General features: G+C 71.7%; 17 protein-coding genes. 11 read left to right on the forward strand and 6 right to left on the reverse strand.

All coding sequences use genetic code 11. The annotated features are described in order from the left end of the window. The 3 genes from ACFW0G_RS40200 to ACFW0G_RS40210 form a co-directional block, all read right to left on the reverse strand. On the reverse strand, positions 1–202 hold a 202-nt coding region (locus tag ACFW0G_RS40200; RefSeq protein WP_378330784.1), incomplete at its 3' end, for a hypothetical protein. A 63-nt stretch (positions 203–265) separates the two neighbouring features. Continuing rightward, positions 266–550, reverse strand: a complete 285-nt coding sequence (locus tag ACFW0G_RS40205; protein ID WP_378330785.1) for an Lrp/AsnC family transcriptional regulator — start codon at positions 548–550, stop codon at positions 266–268. Between the two features lie 59 nt (positions 551–609). Beyond that, the gene (locus ACFW0G_RS40210; protein ID WP_378330786.1) at positions 610–2,328 is read right to left on the reverse strand and encodes a DEDD exonuclease domain-containing protein; all 1,719 of its coding nucleotides are present in this window, start codon (positions 2,326–2,328) and stop codon (positions 610–612) included. Positions 2,329–2,425: 97 nt separating this feature from the next. On the opposite strand from ACFW0G_RS40210, the gene ACFW0G_RS40215 reads away from it, so the two are divergent. The 5 genes from ACFW0G_RS40215 to ACFW0G_RS40235 all read left to right on the forward strand — a co-directional run bounded on the left by ACFW0G_RS40215 (position 2,426) and on the right by ACFW0G_RS40235 (position 7,457). Next, on the forward strand, positions 2,426–3,817 hold the full coding sequence (locus ACFW0G_RS40215) for an NYN domain-containing protein (RefSeq protein WP_378330787.1): 1,392 nt from the start codon (positions 2,426–2,428) through the stop codon (positions 3,815–3,817). Positions 3,818–3,926: 109 nt separating this feature from the next. Continuing rightward, positions 3,927–4,172 (forward strand): hypothetical protein, encoded by a 246-nt coding sequence (locus ACFW0G_RS40220; RefSeq protein WP_378330788.1) that lies wholly within the window; start codon positions 3,927–3,929, stop codon positions 4,170–4,172. 430 nt (positions 4,173–4,602) lie between these two features. Then, on the forward strand, positions 4,603–5,664 hold the full coding sequence (locus ACFW0G_RS40225) for a C40 family peptidase (protein ID WP_378330789.1): 1,062 nt from the start codon (positions 4,603–4,605) through the stop codon (positions 5,662–5,664). Between the two features lie 84 nt (positions 5,665–5,748). After that, complete coding sequence (locus tag ACFW0G_RS40230; RefSeq protein ID WP_378330790.1) at positions 5,749–6,906, forward strand: glycosyltransferase family 4 protein; 1,158 nt, start codon at positions 5,749–5,751, stop codon at positions 6,904–6,906. Further along, positions 6,906–7,457, forward strand: a complete 552-nt coding sequence (locus tag ACFW0G_RS40235; RefSeq protein ID WP_378330791.1) for a dienelactone hydrolase family protein — start codon at positions 6,906–6,908, stop codon at positions 7,455–7,457. Before ACFW0G_RS40230 ends, ACFW0G_RS40235 begins: the two co-directional genes overlap by 1 nt. Before the next feature lie 98 nt (positions 7,458–7,555). Here ACFW0G_RS40235 and ACFW0G_RS40240 read toward each other — a convergent pair whose 3' ends face one another. Further along, complete coding sequence (locus ACFW0G_RS40240; protein WP_378330792.1) at positions 7,556–8,188, reverse strand: uridine kinase; 633 nt, start codon at positions 8,186–8,188, stop codon at positions 7,556–7,558. 124 nt (positions 8,189–8,312) lie between these two features. Between ACFW0G_RS40240 and ACFW0G_RS40245 the strand changes: the two genes are divergently transcribed. From ACFW0G_RS40245 to ACFW0G_RS40270, 6 genes are all read left to right on the forward strand, one after another. Continuing rightward, positions 8,313–8,666 (forward strand): SRPBCC domain-containing protein, encoded by a 354-nt coding sequence (locus ACFW0G_RS40245; protein WP_378330816.1) that lies wholly within the window; start codon positions 8,313–8,315, stop codon positions 8,664–8,666. Positions 8,667–8,708: 42 nt separating this feature from the next. Then, entirely contained in the window at positions 8,709–9,914 is a 1,206-nt protein-coding gene (locus tag ACFW0G_RS40250) for a cytochrome P450 (protein ID WP_378330793.1), read from the forward strand. A gap of 470 nt (positions 9,915–10,384) precedes the next feature. Continuing rightward, entirely contained in the window at positions 10,385–12,607 is a 2,223-nt protein-coding gene (locus ACFW0G_RS40255) for a SulP family inorganic anion transporter (protein WP_378330817.1), read from the forward strand. 100 nt (positions 12,608–12,707) lie between these two features. Next, positions 12,708–13,427 carry a dethiobiotin synthase gene (gene bioD, locus ACFW0G_RS40260; RefSeq protein ID WP_378330818.1) on the forward strand — a complete coding sequence of 240 codons (720 nt, stop codon included), beginning with the start codon at positions 12,708–12,710 and terminating at the stop codon, positions 13,425–13,427. Positions 13,428–13,529: 102 nt separating this feature from the next. Then, positions 13,530–14,135: a DUF2567 domain-containing protein gene (locus ACFW0G_RS40265; protein WP_378330794.1), complete on the forward strand. Its 606-nt coding sequence runs from the start codon at positions 13,530–13,532 to the stop codon at positions 14,133–14,135. Between the two features lie 45 nt (positions 14,136–14,180). Next, a complete protein-coding gene (locus tag ACFW0G_RS40270; protein WP_378330795.1) occupies positions 14,181–15,254 on the forward strand; it encodes a M48 family metallopeptidase in 1,074 nt (357 codons plus the stop codon). A 137-nt stretch (positions 15,255–15,391) separates the two neighbouring features. On the opposite strand, the gene ACFW0G_RS40275 is transcribed toward ACFW0G_RS40270, so the two are convergent. After that, positions 15,392–16,108, reverse strand: coding sequence for an LON peptidase substrate-binding domain-containing protein (locus tag ACFW0G_RS40275; protein WP_378330796.1), 717 nt, complete (start codon positions 16,106–16,108; stop codon positions 15,392–15,394). Between the two features lie 40 nt (positions 16,109–16,148). Then, on the reverse strand, positions 16,149–16,784 hold the full coding sequence (locus ACFW0G_RS40280; RefSeq protein ID WP_378330819.1) for an NUDIX domain-containing protein: 636 nt from the start codon (positions 16,782–16,784) through the stop codon (positions 16,149–16,151). Positions 16,785–16,863 lie beyond the last annotated feature (79 nt).

A 16,863-nucleotide genomic window follows, 5' to 3' on the forward strand; every position in this document is an offset into this window, starting at 1 on the left:
CCCGCAAGGTGGCCTTAACGGCTTTCTTCGGCATGTGGCGAACGGAGCGTTCGCGACGTTCGGCGATGCCGGTGGCTGTTCGGAGAGGCCGGATGCCGAGGGACGCCCTGGTCGCGTTGGGTGCGACGAGGGCGTCCCTCGGTGCAGTCAACGCACCGAAGGCGTCCCTCGGCACCCCCTCGCCAGCGTTGCCGAGCAGCATCGTCAGGCGTCTTGAACGCGACGTTCGGGACGCGGGGAACCGAGAACCCGGGAGCGAAGCGATTCAGGCGCCTTCGACGCCGATCTCGAACGCGGATTCGGTGTCGGCGGCAGAGTAGGAGCGGAAGGCGATGTGGGTGACGGTGTCGAGGACGCCGGGCACCTTGCCGATGCGGCCGGGGATGAGGTCGGCGAGATCCTCGTGGGCGGCGACCCGGACGGTGGCGATGAGGTCGACGTCCCCGGCGCACGAGTAGACCTCGCCGACGCCGTCGAGATCCGCGATCGCCTGTGCGGCGGACGGGATCGCGTCCGCTTCGACCTGGATCAGCACGATGGCGGTGATCACCGGTTGTCCTCCCAAGTTCGGGTTGCTGCTTCGCGCGATCCTAGCCGGGTCGGCGGGGCTCAGCCCGCGACCCGTTCCAGTGACCGCGCGCCGGAGGCGAGGTCGAGCCAGCCCGTCCAGCCCGCCACGGCGGCGGGTTCGGCCCATGGCCTGCTCGTCCGCACCAGCCGGACGCCGGGGCGGGCCAGCCAGCGGAGCAGGACGCCGACCTCCTCCGGGGCGGCGCCGTGGAGCGGGCCGGGACCCGGCAGCACGGTCTCGGCGGCGGCCACCAGGTGTTCGACGATCGGCATGGGCGGGACGCCGCGCCGGGCGACGCCCGCCGAGGCGAGCCTGCCGTGGCGGATGATCGCGAACTCCCAGCCGCCCGCGCCGTCCGGCGCGGCCGCGACGAGTTCGGTGATCGCGGCGAGCGCGGCCTGCCGGTGGGCCCTGCCGACGGCGCGGACGAGGTCGGCGAGGTCGTCGCGGTGCCGGGCCGCCTGTTCGAAGTGCTGCCCCTCGGCGAGCCGGTCGAGCTGGGCGGCGGCGCTGCGCAGTGGCCCGGCGCCGTGCCCGGCGATCAGTTCCGTGACGGCGTCGACGGCGGGGGAGTAGGCCTCGACGGTCTGCCGTCCGGCGCACGGTGCGCCGCAGCGGCCCAGTTCGGCGAGCACGCACGGTGTTCCCGAGGCCGACGTCGGGGAGATGCGCTGGGTGCAGGTCCGCAGGCCGGACGCGCCGGCGAGGGTGTCGGCGGCGGTGCGGGCGTCGGTCTGGCTGCGGAACGGGCCGAGCACGCCGGGGCGGGGCAGCCGGACCACCGACAGCCGGGGGAACGCCTCCTCGGTCAGCCCGATCCACCAGGCGTGGTGCGGGTTCTTGGACCGGCGGTTGTACATCGGCCGGTGCGCGGCGATGAGCCGCAGTTCGCGGATCTCGGCCTCGAGCGCGTGCGCGCATTCGACGGTGTCCACCCGCTCGGCGAGCCCGACCATCTCGCGGATCCGGCCGCGGCTCTCCGAACCGGTGAAGTACTGCCGGACGCGGCGGCGCAGGTCCTTGGCCGTGCCGACGTAGAGGACCTCGTCGCCGGGCCCGCGGAACAGGTACACGCCCGGCCGGGACGGCAGGTCGTGGGCGAGGTGCCGTTTCCGGCGCTGCGCCACGGTGACTTCGGGCAGGTAGTCGACGAGCTCCTCGAGCGTGTGCACGCCGAGGTTCCCCACCCGTTCCAGCAGCGCGTGCAGGACGTCGACGGTGGCGCGGGCGTCGTCGAGCGCGCGGTGCGTCGGCCGGGTGCGCGAGCCGAGCAGCATGGCCAGCGAGGAGAGGCGGTAGCTGCGCGCCTCCTCGCGCGGGATGACCCGGCGGGCCAGCCGGACCGTGCACACGACCGGCGGTTTCGGCCAGACGTAACCGTGTCCCTCACAGGCCGCGCGCATGAACGACACGTCGAAGCCGGAGTTGTGCGCGACCAGGACGCTGCCGCCGATGAACTCGAGGAAAGCGGGCAGCACCCGCTCGATCCGCGGCGCGTCGTACAGCATCGCCTGCGTGATGCCGGTCAGCGAGACGATCTGCGGCGGGATCGGCGTACCGGGGTCGACCAGCGTCGCGAACTCGCCGAGCACCTGCCCGCCGCGGACCTTGACCGCGCCGATCTCGGTGATGCCGTCCGGCCCGGGTTTCGTGCCGGTGGTCTCCAGGTCGAACACGACGAAAGTGGTGTCCCGCAAGGGAGTGCCGAGCTCGTCGAAGGCCAGCTGAGCCTGGCCGGTGCGTCCACGTGCGTCCATGATCCCCGCACAGTAGAACCGGCCACCGACATTCCCGGCGCGCGCGCAAGCTGTCCCACGCGACGCGGATTCCCGGTCCGGGGCCTACCCTGGTGCAATGCACCCGCAGCCGGCCGACCCGGAACTGCCCGAGGACGCCGCCGGCCCCTCGGGTGTCGTTCCGCGCCCGGACGCCGGTCCCGAAGCGGAGTGTGCCCGGCCCGAGCAGGCGACCTGGAGCGCGCTGCCCGAGCCGGTGCGTGACCGGATCGCCGAGCTGGCCGCCGCCGCGGTGGCGAAACTCCCGGCCGCGGACGTGCCGAGGCAGCTGCGCCCGGTCGCGAAGTTCGCCCCGGCCAAGCGCGCGAAGCTCGGCGGGGCGGCGCTGCTCACCGCGCTGGGTGAGTCCTCCCAGTTCCGCACCGCGGTCATCGAATGGCTGCGGGAGCACCGCACGGACGTGCTCGACCCGAACGCCCCCGATTCCGTCGCCGCGGCCGCCGCGGCGGTGCTGCTCGGCGAGGCCAGCGCGGCGGGCCGGGTCCGGTTGGTGGCCAAGAACGCCGAGGAGACGGCGCTGCGGGCCGAACGGGACGCCGCGCTGGCCCGCAACCAGCGACTGGAGGCCGAACTCGCGCAGCTGCGGGTGGAGCTGGAGAAGGCGCGGGAAATCGCCGAGAACGCCCGTGGCGAACGGGAAGCCGAGGTCGAAAAGCTGCTGAAGCGGCTGCGTGAGCAGGGCGTCCAGCTGAGGCAGGCCAAAGACGCGGCGGTGGCCGCGCGTGCCGAGGCCGAGTCCGGCGCCTCCGCCCGCGACGAGGAGATCGCCGCGCTGAACGGCCAGCTGGAACGGGAACGGCAGCGGGTGGCGAACGAGCGGGCCCGTGCCGAGCGCGCGGTCGCCGACGCGGAGATCGCGCGGCAGTCGGCCAGGGAAGCCCGTGAGGCCGACGAGGTGCGCCTCGGCCTGCTCATCGACACCATCGACGGAGCGGTCACCGGGTTGCGCCGCGAGCTGGCGCTGGGCGCCCGCGGCGCGCGCCCGGCGGACATGATCCGCGGGACCCGCTCCGGGCTCGGCCAGGGCGGGCGGATCCAGGACGTCTCGGCGCTCGACCGGTACCTGGCGCTGCCGAACGTGCACCTCATCGTCGACGGTTACAACGTCACCAAGACCGGCTACCCCGAGCTGGCGCTCGCCGACCAGCGGGACCGGCTGATCCACCAGCTTTCGGCGCTCGCCGCGCGGACCGGCGCCGAGGTCACGGTCGTCTTCGACGGCGCGGGGGTGCTCTCCGTCCCGGCCGCGGTGCCGCGCGGTGTCCGGGTGCTGTTCTCCGAACGCGGTGTGCTCGCCGACGACGTCATCAGGTCGCTGGTCGCGGCCGAGCCCGCCGGACGGCCGATGGTGGTGGTGACCTCGGACCGGGCGGTCGCGGACTCGGTCCGCGGCGGCGGTGCGCATCCGGCGCCGTCGGCGGTGCTGGTCAGCAGGTTGAGCCGGGTCTGAGGCGCGACGGGCTTACACCCGCGCGGCCTGCTCGTCGTGAGCGCGCGAAAACTGTCGGTGGTGACTCCTACCGTGCTTTCGACGGTACGGAAACTGTGAGGAGCCCGACATGGACGACACCCGCCACCGCCCGGTCGACGTGGACCTGGCCGAGATCGACACCCTGATCGTCGACTGCGACCGGTGCGCGGTCCGCGGCGACGCCTGCTCGGACTGCGTGGTCAGCGTGCTGCTCGGCGCGCCGCCCGCGGTCGTGTGGGACGCCGAGGAGCGTCGCGCGGTCGACGCGCTCGCCGAGGCCGGAATGGTGCCGAAACTCCGGCTGGTACCGGACGGAGGGCGACAATCCGCTTGACTCGCCCGATTCGTGGCTACGCGGTGAAAGGTCGATTCGCTCGGTAAACGGTCGGTAGCCGAAACGGCACTCGATAAAGGTCCAGCGTGTGGCGCCTGTCACAGTATTTCTCCCTCGCTGGTCCGATGGTGTTTAGCCGCGTCACGCAGAGTTTTTAACGGGGGCTTGGTGGACGGGCACCCGGTCGTTTCGTAACCTGTCCGAGATCTCGTGGCCAGCAGTCGTCATTGGGACGGCGACACGGGATCGCCGCCGGAACAGCTTTGTCGGGGAGCTGGGACCGGAACCACCCGCGTGCCTCACCTGTTGCGGAAGAGCACGGCCAGGTACGCGGCCGGGACGAAGTGGCGAAGAGGGCCCCCGACCTCTTCGGCAGGTGTGCCAGTCCCGGGCCGGTAGGCGGCCGAGAGCAAAGGAGACCCGCGCGACCGTGCAGTCGCATCCAGTCAAGCGGGTGGTGTCAGGTGCCATGGCCGCGGTAGCGGTGATCACCGTCGTCACCCTTGCCCAGCCGGCGGCCTCCTCCGCCGCCCCGTCCCCCGCCCCCCAGGTCCCGCCCGGCAATTCCTCGGACGCGCTGGCCAAGTACCGCGACCTCTCGGCGCAGGCCGAGAAGATGAACCAGGAACTGCTCAAGGCCCAGGACGATCTCAAGGCCAAGCAGGGCGACCTCGACAAGGCCGCCACCGACACCGACGCCGCGAAGGACGCCGGTGCCAAGGCCGCCGAGAACGAGAAGAAGTTCCGCACCGAGGTGGACAAGTTCGCCGGTGCCTCCTTCACCAGCGGTGTGCAGCTGAACAAGCTGTCCGCGCTGCTGGCCGGTGGCAGCACCCAGGACTTCCTCGAGCGCTCCTCTGCGCTGGACGTGCTCTCCGCGGACAAGAACGTGGCGCTCGGCAACCTCAGCGGTGCCGTCAAGGAAGCCGCCGCGTCGACCGCGAAGGCGGCCGACGCGCAGAAGCGCGCGCAGGACGCCCGCGACGCCGCGGCGAAGCTCACCAGCGACATCGAGGCGAAGAAGAAGTCCCTCGACGCGCAGGTCGCGGAGCTGAAGACGCAGGCAGGCCTGCTCAGCTCCTCCGACAAGGCCGCGCAGAAGGACACCGGCGGCAGCAGGCCCAACGTCAAGGCACCCGGGCCCGCGGCGCAGGCCGCGGTGGACGCGGCGCTGAGCAAGCTGGGCAGCCCGTACGTCTACGGTGACACCGGCCCAAGCACGTTCGACTGCTCCGGGCTGATGCTGTGGGCCTACAAGCAGGCGGGCGTCAAGCTGCCGCGTACGGCCGACGCGCAGATCGCCTCCGGCGGCACCCCGGTTTCGCGGGACCAGCTGCAGCCGGGCGACCTCGTCGGCTTCTACTCGCCGATCACGCACATCGGCATGTACATCGGTGACGGCAAGATGGTGCACGCGCCGGACACCGGCGACGTCGTCAAGATCTCGCCGCTGCAGAGCCAGTACGCGGGCGCCACGCGCCCCAGCAGCTGAGCCGAGCAAGACCCGGGAACGGGGCGGTACCGCACACGCGGTGCCGCCCCGCTTTCGTTGCCGGCGATCAGTAACCTGCACGGTGTGCTGAGGACCCTGCTCGTGACGAACGACTTCCCGCCGCGCCCTGGCGGGATCCAGAACTACCTCAACTCGCTGGCCACCCGGCTGCCCGCGGACGACCTGGTCGTCTACGCGCCGTCGTGGGAGTCGAGCACGGGCTCGCACACCGAGTTCGACGCCGAGGCGCCGTTCGAGGTGGTCCGGCATCCGACGTCGCTGATGCTGCCCACCCCCGACGTGCTGCGGCGCGCCAAGCAGATCATGCGCGCCCGCGAGTGCGAGGCGGTCTGGTTCGGCGCCGCCGCGCCGCTCGCGCTGCTGGGGCATCCGTTGCGGCGGGCCGGTGCGCGGCGGGTGCTGGCTTCCACGCACGGCCACGAGGTCGGCTGGTCGATGCTGCCGGGGTCGCGGCAGGCGCTGCGCCGCATCGGGGACACCGTCGACGTCGTCACCTACGTCAGCAAGTACACCCGCCGCCGGTTCGCCGCCGCGTTCGGCCCGATGGCCGGCCTCGAACTCCTTCCGTCCGGAGTGGACACCGCGCTGTACAAACCGGACCCGGCCGCGCGCGAGGAGATCCGCGCGCGGTACGGCCTCGGTGACCGGCCGACGGTGGTCTGCGTGTCCCGGCTGGTACCGCGCAAGGGACAGGACATGCTCGTGTGCCTGCTCCCGGAGCTGCGCAAGCGGATTCCCGGCGCGGCGCTGCTGCTCGTCGGCGGCGGCCCGTACCGCAAACGCCTCACGCAGGCGGCCGAGGCCCTCGGTGTCGCGGACGACGTCGTGTTCACCGGCTCGGTGCCGTGGGCGGAACTGCCAGCGCACTACAACGCCGGGGACGTCTTCGCGATGCCCGCGCGTACACGGGGCAAGGGATTGGACGTCGAGGGGCTCGGGATCGTCTACCTGGAGGCCTCGGCGACCGGGTTGCCCGTGGTCGCGGGCAGCTCCGGTGGCGCGCCGGAGGCCGTACTGGACGAGGTCACCGGCCACGTCGTCGATGGCCGCGACGGCGGCCAGCTGCTCGAGACGCTGGCGGCGTTGCTCGCCGATCCGGTGCGGGCGCGGCGGATGGGTGTCGCGGGCCGGGAATGGGTCGCCGAGAACTGGCGCTGGGACACCATGGCCGGGCGGCTGTCCGGCCTGCTCGACGGCGAACCCGTGGCGGCCGTGCGCTGATGGCCGAGATCGTTCTCTTCCACTCCGCGCTCGGCCTGCGCCCGGCGGTGTTCGCGGGTGCCGAACGGCTGCGCGCTGCCGGGCACGTCGTGCACGTCCCGGACCTCTACGCGGGGAAGAGCGCGGACAACGTCGTCGACGGAATGGCGATCAACCGGGGCATCGGATACCCGGAGCTGCTCAGGCGCGCCGCGGCCGTCGTCGACGGCCTGGCGGGCGGGCTCGTCCACGCCGGGCTGTCACTGGGCGCGAGCCTTTCCGCGAACCTCGCGAGGACCCGTGGGGACGCGAGCGCGCTCGTCATGCTGCACCACGCGCCGGAGTACGTGCCGGGCGTGCCGGCCGCGCTGCACGCGGCGGACCCCGACGAATGGGTCGAGGCGGACCGGTACGCGGCGTGGGCGGGCAAGCCGGACGTCGAGACGTGGCGGTATCCCGGCGCTTCGCACCTCTACACCGATCCGGACACCCAGGAGAGCCTCCCGGGCGACACCACCGCGGCGGAACTCACCTGGCAGCGGGTGCTGGAGTTCCTCGCGCGCCTCGGCTGACCGGTCCCGGGGATATGTCGCGAACGCTCCGTTCGGGACGTTCATCGTCGGCAACGGAGCGTTCGCGACGTCGGCCGTCATCGGCACGACCATGGCGATCACGTGGGCTCGTAGATCGCCGGGTGCCGCGGGTCGTCGACGCGCACCACGACGTCCGCGAGGGCGCTGGGATCGACCTCCTGTTCGTAGCGTGCGTAAGCGGGCAGCGCCCAGGCGTCGTCGGCCGGGACGCGGCGGCGCAGGGCGGCGGGGGAGAGCCACAAGTGCACGGCGAGGTCGAAGGTGAGTCCGGCGCCGAGCAGCAGTTCGCCGTCGATGAGCACGACGCCGTCTTCGGGCACCGGCACCCTGTCCCGCCGCGTGGCACGGTCGCGTTCGGCGTCCCACAGCGCGGGGAGCACCGCGCCGCGGCCGCCGTCGGCGAGCGGGTCGAGGACTTCGCGGCGCAGGGCGTTCACGTCGAGCCAGTCGGTGTAGCGGGCGTCGGGGTCGTGCCTGCCGTGTTCGAACCGCAGGGACGCCGGGCGCAGGAAATCGCGCGCGGAAATCCGCACGATCGGCCGCCCTCGCAGGCGTAGCGGATCGACCAGCGCGTTCGCGAGTGCTGTGGTTTCCGTCGCACCGTCGGCGCCGTCGATCGCGACCGCGATCCGGCGGCGGCCGGTGACGGCCTCGATGCGGTCGGTCAGTTCGGCCGTCAGCGCGGCCGGGGAAATGGGGCGGTAGCGCACGAGTAGAGATCCTGCACCCGGACCGGGGACGGTTTTCGTCGGTGGTGGCTGTCATGATGGGCCGGTGAATGCTGAAGTGGGGAAGACGGCCGAAAGTGGTTGGCAGATAGGGGTTTCCCGGACGTTGCCGTATCCGCCGGAGCGGTTGTGGGCATTCCTGGTCAGCAAGGAGGGGGCGGAGATCTGGCTGGGGCCGGGCGCCGAGCTGCCCCGTGAACGCGGCGCGGTGTACGAGACGGCGAACGGCACGACCGGGGAGATCCGGAGTTTCCACGAGGGCGACCGGATCCGGCTCACCTGGCGGCCGAAGGACTGGGACCACGATTCGACGATGCAGGTGACGGTGAGCGGCACCGGGCAGAAGTCCACGCTCCGTTTCCACCAGGAGTGGCTGTCGGGCCCGGAGGAGCGGGCCGGGCAGCGGGCATACTGGAAAGACGTGACCGAACGCGTGGTGGCGGCGCTGGCCGAACGCTGAGGGAGACCCCGCCACGCCCGGGAAGGCTGGGGGTGCCGCGGGATGAGGCCCGAGGACGTCACGGAGATCGGCGAGGAGTTCACCCAGGACGCGCACGCGGTGATGGCGCGGCTGCGCGAGGCGGGCCCGGCCCAGCGGATCCAGCTGCCACGCGGGCTGCCGTGCTGGCTGGTGACCGGTTTCGCCGACGTTCGCGCGCTGCTGGCCGATCCGCGGCTGAGCAAGGACACCGGGCGCGCGCACGAGCTGTTCCGGGCGCGGATGGGCGGCGACGGGGTGAGCGCGTTCGGCCAGGAGCTGACGACCCACATGCTCAACAGCGACCCGCCCGACCACACCCGGCTGCGCAAGCTGGTGAACAAGGCGTTCACCAGCCGCACGGTGGCCCGGCTGCGCCCGCGGATCGAGGAGATCACCGCCTCGCTCCTCGACGCGATGGCCGGGCAGCCGAGCGTCGACCTGCTGCCCGCGTTCGCCGCGCCGTTGCCGATCACGGTCATCTGCGAGCTGCTCGGTGTACCCCTCGGGTGCCAGGCGGATTTCACGGGCTGGACGAAGACGTTGCTGTCGAGCGCGCGGCCCGAGGCCATCAAGACCGCTGCCGAGCAGATGCACGGATACCTCGCCGAGCTGATCGAACGGAAGCGCGCCGAACCGGCCGAGGACCTGCTGTCGGACCTCGTGCACGCGACCGACGAGGGTGAGCGGCTCAACGGCACCGAGCTGGTTTCCATGGCGTTCCTGCTGCTCGTGGCCGGGCACGAGACGACGGTCAACCTGATCGCGAACGGCGTCCTCGCGTTGCTGCGCGCGCCGGATCAGCTGGCGCTGGTGCGGTCGGACCCGGCGCTGCTGCCGGGCGCGATCGAGGAGTTCCTGCGCTACGACGGCCCGGCCAGCCTGACGACGCTGCGATTCACCACCGAACCGGTGGAGCTGGACGGGGTCACCATCCCCGCCGACGAGTTCGTGCTGCTCTCGCTGCTCGGTGCGAACCGGGACGCCGAGCGGTTCGAGGACCCGGCCGAGCTGGACGTCACCCGTGCCGCGGGCGGGCATGTCGCGTTCGGCCACGGGATCCACTACTGCGTGGGCGCGCCGCTGGCCCGGCTCGAGGCCGAGATCGCCATCGGCCGCCTGCTCGAGCGGTTTCCCGGTCTGCGGCTGGCGGCGGAGCCCGGGACGCTGCGCTGGCGGGAGAGCATGCTGGTGCACGGTCTCGAGTCGCTCCCGGTGTCGCTCGCCTGATTACCCCGTCCTCGCTCGCGGCGGCCGCCGCAGCCCGAGCCGGGACAGTTCACCCGAAGGTGGGCAACCCGGCCGAGTGGCGACGCAGCGTGTGTGACCCATGTCACTCCGTGCGCGTTTTCCTGCGAAAGGGCTAGTTCGATCGGGTTCGATGCGGCCTTGACGTGCGAAAACCCGCCCTCTCAGGCACTGGGATTAAACCTGAAAGATCTTTACATAGCGGACATTTCGGGAGTTTTTCGGTTTCCTGTCCTCATGACCGAAATCTTCCGTGGTGCTCATGACACCGGACCGCCATTCCCGCCGCCTGTGCATCCGTCTCCACTGGGTAGCAGAAGGGAGGCAGTGGGCGTTCCCGGCGCCAGTGAACCACTCTCTGTAGCTACGCAACGTGTTGGTAACGAAAGTTTTACACCCGAATGGGCTGGATATAGCGGACATTTCACCACGTTCGGGGTTATCTGGTGACCATGCGACTTCTTGCCGTGCTCAGACACGACGTGCCCGCATCGCTCGTGGTCTTCCTCGTAGCCGTCCCGCTCTCGCTCGGGATCGCGCTGGCCTCCGGTGCCCCGGTGGTGGCCGGGCTGATCGCCGCCGTCGTCGGCGGGATCGTCGCCGGCGCGCTCGGCGGCTCGGCCCTGCAGGTCAGCGGCCCGGCGGCCGGGCTGACCGTCGTCCTCGCGCAGACCATCGCCACCTTCGGCTGGGCGACCACCTGCGCGATCACCGTGGCCGCCGGCGCGCTCCAGGTCCTGCTGGGCCTGTCCCGCGTCGCCCGTGCCGCGCTGGCCATCTCGCCCGCGATCGTGCACGGGATGCTCGCCGGGATCGGCGTGACGATCGTGCTCGGCCAGCTGCACGTGATCCTCGGCGGGACCGCGCAGAGCTCCGCGATCAAGAACATCGCCGAGCTGCCGGGCCAGATCGTCGCCCACCACGACTCGGCGACGCTGATCGGGCTGCTCACCCTGGCGCTGCTGATCCTGTGGCCGCGGCTGCCGAAGATCGTCCAGCGCGTGCCCGGTCCGCTGGCCGCGATCGCCGTCGCGACGGCGGTGTCGGTGCTGGCCGGGATGACGCTGCCCCGGGTCGAGCTGCCCGGTGACGTGCTGAACATCCAGCTCGTCCCGCAGCTGCCGTCCGGCGGCTGGGGCGGTTTCGCGCTCGCGGTGGTCACCATCGCGGTGATCGCCAGCGTCGAAAGCCTGCTCTCGGCCGTGGCGGTGGACAAGCTGCACACCGGCAAACGAGCGAACCTCGACCGCGAGCTGATCGGCCAGGGCGCCGCCAACATGGTGTCCGGCGCGATCGGCGGGCTGCCGGTGACCGGCGTCATCGTGCGCAGTTCCACCAACGTCGGCGCGGGGGCGAAAACCCGGGCTTCGGCGATCCTGCACGGCGTCTGGGTGCTGGTGTTCGTGGTCGCGCTGAGCGGCCTGATCCAGAGCATCCCGCTGGCCGCGCTCGCCGGGCTGCTGGTGCACGTCGGCGCGAAGCTGGTCAACCCCGGTCACGTCCGCCAGGTGCACACCCATGGCGATCTGTACGTCTACCTCGTGACACTGCTCGGCGTCGTGGCGCTCGACCTGCTCAAGGGCGTGCTCGCCGGGATCGCGCTGTCGCTGTTCCTGATGCTGCGCCGCACCATGTGGTCCGGCATCCACGTCGAACGCGACGGCGCTGATGACAACAACGAGGACTGGCGCGTCATGGTCGAAGGTGTGCTGACGTTCCTGTCCGTGCCACGGCTGACCAAGGTGCTCGCCCAGGTCCCCGAGGGTGCCACGGTGAAACTGGAACTCGTCGTGGACTATCTCGACCACGCCGCGTTCGAGACGCTGTCGAACTGGCAGCAGGCCCACGAACGCGCGGGCGGCACGGTGACCGTCGACGAGGTCGGCCACCCGTGGTTCGCCAAGGGGAAGGAAGGCAGCCCGACACTCAGCCGCATCGCGGCCGCCCGCGCGGTGCCCCGCTGGCTCGCGCCGTGGTCGGAATGGCAGGCCACCGAGGTCCAGGTGCCCAACCAGCGCGGCGGCCCGACCCTGCGTGGCGCCAGCGAGTTCCACCGCCGCACGGCGCCGCTGCTGAAGGACACGCTGTCCGGGCTGGCCAACGGCCAGAAACCGCACACGCTGTTCATCACCTGCGGGGACGCGCGGATCGTGCCGAACCTGATCACCACGAGCGGGCCCGGCGACCTGTTCACCGTGCGCAACATCGGCAACCTGGTCCCGGCGGAACAGGCCGACTCCTCGATGAACGCGGCCGTGGAGTTCGCCGTCGGCGTGCTCGGGGTCCGCGAGATCGTGGTGTGCGGGCACTCCAGCTGCGGCGCGATGGGCGCGCTCGCCAACGGCGCGCCCAACGGGACACCGCTGCTGACCGACTGGCTCCGGCACGCCGAACCGAGCGCGCGGCGCACGGAGACGGTGACCATCGGCGGTACCCGCCCGGCGAGGGAACCCGACCGGCTGGCCCTGCACAACATCCTGCAGCAGCTGGAACACCTGCGGCACTACCCGCTGGTGGCCGACGCCGAATCACGCGGGGAGCTGACGCTGACCGGCATGTACTTCGACGTCGGCGCCGCGCAGGTGTCGCTGTGGGACGGCCGCACCGGCGATTTCGTGCCCGCCGGCGTGCGGGCACCGGTGAAAGCGCACCTGAACGGCAAGACCGCCGGATAACCCCGGAACGGGGGCTCTTCCCGCCACCCGGCGGGGAGAGCCCCCTCACACCCGAGGGGGCGCCGAGGCGGCGAAGTCACTAAGTTGTCAGCACGTGAGCATGCTGGTGATGACGGGGACCGGGACCGGCGTCGGCAAGACGATCACCACGGCGGCGATCGCGGCGCTGGCCGTCGCGGGCGGTCAGCGCGTGGCCGTGCTGAAGCCGGCCCAGACCGGGGTACTACCGGGGGAGCCCGGCGATCTCGACGACGTCGTGCGCCTCGCCGGAGACGTCGTCACCACCCGGGAGCTGCGGCGATATCCGGACCCGCTCTCCCCGGAGGCGGCCGCGCGGCGCAGCGGCATCCCGGCGGTCGACCCTGCCGAGGTCGCGCGCGCCGCGGGGGAACTCGACGACGAGCACGACCTGACCCTCATCGAGGGCGCGGGCGGGCTGCTGGTCCGGTTCGACGAACAGGGCAGCGGGCTCGCCGACGTCGCCTGGTCGCTGGGCGCGCTGGTGATCATCGTCGCCGAGGCGGGGCTGGGCACGCTCAACGCGACCGCGCTGACCGCGGAGGTCGCCACCCGGCGCGGCATCAACGTCGCCGGGGTCGTCGTCGGCTCGTGGCCCGCCGATCCCGATCTCGCCGCGTTGTCCAATCTCGAGGACCTGCCGACCGCGGCGGGCGCCCCGCTGCTGGGCGTGCTGCCCGCCGGGCTCGGCACGGTGAGCCGCGAGGAGTTCGTGACCCAGGCCCGCGCCGGGCTGTCGCCGTGGTTCGGCGGCGAATTCGACCCGGAGACGTTCGCCGGGCGGGCCTCGGCCCCGAAGTGACGGCGGCACCGATCATCCCGCGGCGCGGCGAGCTGACCACTCTGTGACTCCGGGCGTCGACCGGTTACGCTCGGTCGACAGCTGTGCAGGAGGGAGCCCCGGGTGGTTGAGTCTTCCGGCGGTGCCGCGCACCGGTCGTCGGCCGTCGCGGACCCGTGGTCGGTGCCGGTGCTGTGGCGGCCGCGGCGGGAACGGCCGAAGGTGGTCGTCAAGGCCGATCTGCTGCCCGCGGTGAGCGTGCTGTCCACGGCAGGGCTGCTCGGGATCCCGCTCGGCTGGCTGTGGTCGCGGATCGCGCCGCCGGAGCGGTTGCGGGTGGTCACCTCCGATGGGCAGCTCGTGCCGCTGGAGATGGAGAGCTGGCACCGTTTCGACGATCTCGCCATCTACGGTTTCCTCGCGCTCGGGATCGGCCTGCTGATCGGCGTGGTGACGTGGCTGCTGCGGGAACGGCGCGGCCCGGTCGTGCTCATCGCCGCGGTCGGTGGGGCGGCGCTGGCCGCGTGGCTCGGCATGCAGATGGGCGTCGCGTTCGGCAACGCGCGTTTCGAGGTCACAGCGGCGCCGGCGCTCGGTTCGGTGGTCGAGCAGGCGCCGAAACTGGAGTCGGGCTGGGTGGTGCTGGCGGCACCGCTGGCGACGGCGCTGGTGTATGCGTTGCTCACGGCGTGGAACGGGCGTGACGACCTGGGCCGGCGCCTCGGTTGAGCGTTTTGCCCTAGTCTGGGTCACCTCAGACTCAGAGGGGATCGCATGACCGACGACATCGAGGTTTCGCGGCACAACGCCGTCCGTTTTCCGGGGATCAGCCCCCGCGCCTACGAGCATCCGGTGGACCGGGGCGCGCTGGCCGCCCTGCGTGCCGTGCCCGGGTTCGCACAGGTCGTCAAGGCCGTCGCCGGGTTCTACTCGGAACGTGGTGACCGGCTGATGGCGCTGGCCTCGGCGATCCGGGTCGGCACGAAGCAGTATCCGGAGATCGACCGGCTGCGGCACGAATGCGCCGAGACGCTCGACCTGGAAACGGTGCCGAACGTGTTCATCCAGCGCGACGCGCAGGCGAACGCGATGGCGATCGGGATGGACGAGCCGTTCATCGTGCTCACCACCGGGCTGGTCGAGCTGATGAACCCGGAGTCGCTGCGGTTCGCGATCGGCCACGAGATGGGGCACGTGCTGTCCGGGCACACGGTGTACCGGACGATCCTGGTGCGGCTCATCCAGATGCAGCTGTCGATGTCGTGGACGCCGGTGAGCGCGCTCGGGCTGCGGGCGGTCATCGCCGCGCTGCACGAATGGTTCCGCAAGGCCGAGCTTTCGTGCGACCGGGCCGGGCTGCTGTGCGGGCAGGACCCGACGGCGGCGCTGCGCGCGCAGATCCTGGTCGCGGGCGGGATCGACCCCGCGAAGATCGACATCCCGTCGTTCCTCCAGCAGGCCGCGGAGTACGAGTCGGTCGAGGACATCCGCGACAGTTTTCTCAAGCTGCGCAACGTCGAGACCCTGTCGCACCCGTTCGCCGTCGTGCGCGCGGCGCAGCTGCAGAAGTGGGCCGCGTCCGAGGAGTACCGCGCGATCCTGGCCGGGGACTACCTGCGCCGCGACGACGACGCCCCGGCGTCCAACTGGACCGACGACCTCAAGTCCGCGGCGAAGTCCTACCGCGACTCGTGGAGCGAGTCGAGCGACCCGCTGGTCAAGGCGTTCAGCGAGGTCGGCGAGGCGGTCTCGGGCGCCGCGGGCAAGGTCTGGAACAAGTTCGGCGGCGGGAACGGGAACGGCGGCTCGGACTCGGACTCCGGCTCCGGCTCCGGCTCGGCGAAGTAGTCCGGTCGCGAGTCCCACGTTCAGCCGCCCGAGTCCCACACTCGGGTTCCCGAGTTCCACGTTCGCGTGTGCCGTGAGCGGGGAACTCGCTGTCGCGAATGGGGAACTCACTGTCGTGAGTGTGGGACTCGCGCCGGTCAGTTGAGGTTGGCCGGGCGGCTCAGGTCGGTCAGTTCGCTCGGGGGGAGCGGGACGGCGCCGAGCGTGGCGAGAAAACCGGCCTCGCGGGTCAGCAGCCGGCACACGATCCGCAGCCGGCGCAGCGGGTGCGTCTCCTCCAGCAGGCGCTGGCGGTCGGCGAGCGGGAGCAGGCAGTCGGCGGCGAGCTGGTAGGCGAGTTCGGCGATGTCGGTGTCGGCGTCGGGGTGCTGCCAGTCGTCGGAGCGCCAGGCGGCCTCGCAGTACCGCTCGTGCGCCGCCCGCGCGACCTCGGCCAGGCGTGCCGCGGTGTCCGCGGCGGCCGGGGGAACGGGGTCGTCGGCGACCCAGTCGACCGAGCCGATGAGGTACGGCGCGGAGACGCAGTCGATCTCGCGGAGCCGGAACCGGCGCCGTCCGGTGGTCACCACGTCGAAACGTCCGTCCGGCAGCCGTTTGGCCTCGCGCAGGACGGTGCTGCACCCGACGTCGTAGAGGTGGTCCAGACCACGGACCTCGCGGACCACCGGAGTGCGCAGCGCGACGACGCCGAATTCGCGCCCGGGGACGGTGCCGCCGACCAGGTCCGCGGTCAGCTGTCTATAGCGCGGTTCGAAGATGTGCAGCGGCAGGTGCGTTCCGGGCAGCAGCACGGTCTGCAACGGGAACAACGGAAGTATCGTCGTCTCGCTGGTTTCCTGCTCCGGCTCGGCCACCCGTCCACGGTACGGGGCGAACGGGCGCCGCGCAGCACGGTCAGCGGCCCGACGGCGGGCGGAACACCGCGAACGGGTCGGTGATCTGCATCCCTTTGCCCGCGAAGGAGAACAGCGCGGCCGGGCGGCCGCCCGAACGGCCGGGCGGCGCGGTGTGTCCCGTCGGCTCCAGCAGGCCGCGCCGCGAAAGCACGCGCTGCAGGTTCGTGGCCGACACGCGGTAGCCCAGCGCGGCGGAGTAGAGCCCGCGCAGCGCGGACACCGTGAACTCCTCGGGTGCCAGCGCGAAGCCGAGGTTGGTGTAGCAGAGCTTCGAGCGCAGCCGGTCCCGGGCGCGCAGCACGATCGACTCGTGGTCGAACGCCGTCCGGGGCAGCTCGGCGACGTCGTGCCACGCGGTGTCCTCGGGGATTTCGGGGTCGACGTCGGAGGGGACGAGGCCGAGGAACGCGGTGGCCACGACGCGCGGGCCGGGAACGCGGTCCGGCGCGCTGAACACCGCCAGCTGCTCGACGTGTTTGAGCTGGCGCACGTCGACCTTCTCCGCGAGCTGGCGCCGGATGGACGTTTCGACGTCCTCGTCGGGGCGCAGCCGTCCGCCGGGCAGGGACCAGCGGCCGAGGTGGGGATCGAGCGCGCGCTGCCACAGCAGCACCCGGAGTGTGTCCGAGCGCACTTGAAGTACTGCCCCCAAAACCTCGTGGGCCAGCGGGGCGCGGGTGTTAAGATGACTTCGCACGGTTTTCGATTATAAG

Origin of the sequence: Amycolatopsis sp. NPDC058986 (assembly GCF_042741125.1) — a bacterium.
GTDB lineage: Bacteria > Actinomycetota > Actinomycetes > Mycobacteriales > Pseudonocardiaceae > Amycolatopsis.

Coding starts and splice junctions, on each gene's coding strand:
- ACFW0G_RS40220 (WP_378330788.1), top strand. CDS start 3,927: ATGGACGACACCCGCCACCGCCCGGTCGACGTGGACCTGGCCGAGATC.
- ACFW0G_RS40210 (WP_378330786.1), bottom strand. CDS start 2,328: ATGGACGCACGTGGACGCACCGGCCAGGCTCAGCTGGCCTTCGACGAG.
- ACFW0G_RS40215 (WP_378330787.1), top strand. CDS start 2,426: ATGCACCCGCAGCCGGCCGACCCGGAACTGCCCGAGGACGCCGCCGGC.
- bioD (WP_378330818.1), top strand. CDS start 12,708: ATGCTGGTGATGACGGGGACCGGGACCGGCGTCGGCAAGACGATCACC.
- ACFW0G_RS40255 (WP_378330817.1), top strand. CDS start 10,385: ATGCGACTTCTTGCCGTGCTCAGACACGACGTGCCCGCATCGCTCGTG.
- ACFW0G_RS40270 (WP_378330795.1), top strand. CDS start 14,181: ATGACCGACGACATCGAGGTTTCGCGGCACAACGCCGTCCGTTTTCCG.
- ACFW0G_RS40250 (WP_378330793.1), top strand. CDS start 8,709: ATGAGGCCCGAGGACGTCACGGAGATCGGCGAGGAGTTCACCCAGGAC.
- ACFW0G_RS40235 (WP_378330791.1), top strand. CDS start 6,906: ATGGCCGAGATCGTTCTCTTCCACTCCGCGCTCGGCCTGCGCCCGGCG.